At 54.5% G+C, this 3,341-nt stretch carries 2 protein-coding genes; both read left to right on the forward strand.

From position 1 onward, the window contains the following. Nucleotides 1-113 precede the first annotated feature (113 nt). Nucleotides 114-1,121 carry an IS3 family transposase gene (locus BIZ39_RS20950; protein ID WP_316248270.1) on the forward strand — a complete coding sequence of 336 codons (1,008 nt, stop codon included), beginning with the start codon at nt 114-116 and terminating at the stop codon, nt 1,119-1,121. 165 nt (nt 1,122-1,286) lie between these two features. Then, a complete protein-coding gene (locus BIZ39_RS20955) occupies nt 1,287-2,996 on the forward strand; it encodes a carboxylesterase/lipase family protein (protein WP_187447986.1) in 1,710 nt (569 codons plus the stop codon). The last annotated feature ends 345 nt before the right edge of the window (nt 2,997-3,341 follow it).

Consider the following 3,341-nt stretch of genomic DNA (forward strand, 5'->3'; position numbering starts at 1 on the left):
TCGTAATTGCTTCCTGTTTTTGGACCTAAATCGCATGAAACAAGCCTTAAAGCCAGCTGTCACAGAGGATAGTAAATAGCGTTAATTTGTCTTAAACTCAGGCGGTTACCCTGATCCAAGAGGCTCAGGGTAACGGAGCCCGGCTGGTCAAGGCCTGCGCCTTGCTGAACCTGAGTATACGCACTTATCAGCGCTGGACGGCAGATAAGGCCGTCAGCGCCGATCAACGACCGGTGGTGCCCAGACCAGCACCCACCAATAAACTCTCGGAGGCGGAGCGTCAGGCCGTGGTCTCACTGTGCAACCAGAAGGAATATCGAAGCTGTCCGCCGGCCTTCATCGTTGCGGATCAACTGGATCAGGGTCGCTACCTGGCCTCGGAATCCACCTTCTATCGGGTTCTGCGGGAGAAGGATCAAGTACACCCCAGAGGTCGGCAAAAAGCGCCCCAGAGCAAGCGCAGGGCAACTACACACAAGGCCACAGAACCGAACCAGCTGTGGTCGTGGGATATCTCATGGCTGCCGGGGCCAGCAAAAGGCACCTGGTTCTACCTGTATCTGATGCTGGACGTATACAGCCGCAAGATCGTCGGTCACGAGGTCTATCACAGTGAGACCGGCGAGCTTGCCAGCGAGTTCATCGAGAAGGCCTACTGGCGTGAACACCTGGCGACGAAGGACAAGCCTCTAGTGCTGCACTCCGACAATGGCAGCCCCATGAAGGCCTCGACCTTCTTGGAGAAACTGTACGATCTGGGTATTACGCCCTCGAACAGTCGCCCCCGGGTCAGTAACGACAATGCCTACTCGGAGTCGTTGTTCAAAACCCTGAAGTTCCGCCCGGGGTTCCCGGTAAACGGCTTCAGAACGATCGAGGAGGCCCGCAAATGGGTACTGGCGTTCGTGCGCTGGTACAACACCGAGCACCGACACAGCGCCTTGAACTACGTAACACCTCAGCAACGCCATACGGGCGAAGCTGATCAGATCCTGGCCCAGCGAAAACAGATTATCGAAGCGGCGAAAGCCGAGAACCCGCGTCGCTGGTCTGGTGATATCCGAAACTTCAGCTTGCCGGAATCAGTCACTCTGAACCCGGAAAAGGCGGCCAATTGTTAAAGAGCTGATGACTTAAACGCGACATCTACGTTGACAGACTCCGAGAGGCAAGTTACACTCCATTGAGAGCCTTGGCTTACATGCGTACGCTGAAAATAAATGCACTTGCAGGGCTCTCGATATATTCGGAACTACAACAACAATGCCTCTCATGGAGAAGACCCAATGCGTGTTTATGCTCAACGAATACCAAGCGCTGTTCGCCTTTTGATCCTATCAACATTCGTTTTTTCGCTGTCCGCCTGCAATGACTCGTCATCTGGTCCAAGTGACCCGACTTCGGTTACGACCTCGGAGGGAACCGTCACAGGGCAGCTTGTCACCGACAGTAACGGCAGCGAGATGAAACAATGGCTCGGCGTTCCATATGCCCAATCAACGGAGGGAGCAAACCGTTTTCGTGCGCCCCAAAGCCTGGAGCCGAGGACGGATGTTTTGGAGGCGACAGATTTTGGTGATGCGTGCCCACAAACGCCGGCGCAATCTCCGTTTGCCATTCAAAGTTCAAATCCAGGGTCGACTACTTCGGAGGATTGTCTGAACCTCAATATCTACAGCCCTGCTGAAGGTGATAATCATCCGGTGGTTGTTTGGATCCACGGCGGCGGTCTGGATACTGGTGCCGGTTTTCAGTCCAGCGCGAAACCTGACAGGTTGGTGAAAGAAGGCATCGTTGTTGTGGCCATTAATTATCGCCTTGGCGTGCTCGGCTATTTGGCGCATCCGGCACTTACGGCCACCTCGCAAACGTCCGAGAAGGGATCAGGTAATTACGGTCTAATGGATCAGATCAAAGCCCTCGAATGGCTTCAAGCCAACGTTGCTGAGTTTGGCGGGGACCCGAATAACGTAACACTGGTCGGTGAGTCTGCAGGCGGATTCAGCATCAAGGGGTTAATGGCTGCCAATGATCGAACCAACGGTTTGTTTCATCGGGTCATTGTTCAGAGCGGTCCATCCTTCTTCCAGGAAACGCCTACAGAAGCCGAGCAACGCGGTGCCGGATTTATGGCCAGCCTGTGCGCAGATGATGCATCGCCTGAAGCGGCAGAGTGTCTGCGTAACCTGACCCTTGAGCAACTTCTCACTTTGCAGGCCGGCGAACCTGAATTCGGTTCGGAAATTGTTCAACGACCGGGTGTTCTTGAACAGACGGTGGCAGCCGCGTTGGCAAGTGGACAGTTCACGGCTGACCAGGTGTTGGAAGGCTCGAACCGGGATGAATGGCGTTTGTTTGTTGCTATGGAGCAACTTGTGAGTGGACGCAATTCCCTTGAGGAACTACTTGCAGGAAGTTCGACAGCCTACCGGCAAGAACTGATACGGCGATATGGTTCAGTCACTGAAGCCAATGCGGACGCGGTGGTAGACCTCTATCCGCTTAGCAGTTATGACAATGCCGATATCGCGGTCTCTGCCGTGGGCACCGATGCGATCTTTGCCTGTCCAGGCTTTGGTAACATTGCGGCTGCCGCGCAACATATCCCGGTCTACGCGTACGAATTTGCAGACCGAAATGCACCACCGCTGCCTTCACCATTATTTGCAACAGTTCAACCCGCTTTTCAACCCGCTTTAGGTGCTGCGCACGCCACTGAAATTCCTTATGTCTTTGCCTCTCAGGCTGAACTGGAAGCCGAATTCTCCGCAGATTCCGCAACGCTCGCCGAGACGATGGTGCGCTACTGGGCGGCGTTTGCCCGCACCGGCGACCCAACCCCAAGCGACGGGACTCTGCCTGCATGGCTGCCCTTTGTGAATCAGGGCTATCAATCACTGCAAGCGCCTGCCGAAAATACTGGTCCCTTCTCAGTGTTGTCCGGTGGTCAATCATTCAACCAGGCTCGAAATTGTACCCTTTGGTTGGGCGGTTGAAGCACTTTCAACGATAGAGAAACGCCGTTGATCAGCCCGGTGCGATCGGCACCGGGCTTCAAAAACTACCCAGTAAGCAAATGTGATATCCGCGGAGCAACGACGATCCGTCCCTCTGTTGAGCTTATGATGGAGCACCGAGGCAAACCTCAGCGATTTCTCAACCCATAATCAGATCCTTAGGCCTGGTTCTGTATACACATCTCACGCTTCGCAGACGTGAAGGCCCCTTTCTGAAAGGAGATCCTATGAAAAAAATGCACGCACCCAAGATCATGGTATGTTCAATCGCCATCTTGTCGGTTGCCGGCTGTGGGGGCGGCGGTGGAGGGGGTGGTGCTGCCT

This window comes from Alteromonas sp. BZK5, assembly GCF_014349115.1.
GTDB classification, from domain to species: Bacteria; Pseudomonadota; Gammaproteobacteria; order Enterobacterales; family Alteromonadaceae; genus Alteromonas; species Alteromonas macleodii.

Bases quoted from the DNA above. Each gene is read 5' to 3' on its own strand.
- BIZ39_RS20955 (WP_187447986.1), top strand. From the start codon at position 1,287: ATGCGTGTTTATGCTCAACGAATACCAAGCGCTGTTCGCCTTTTGATC.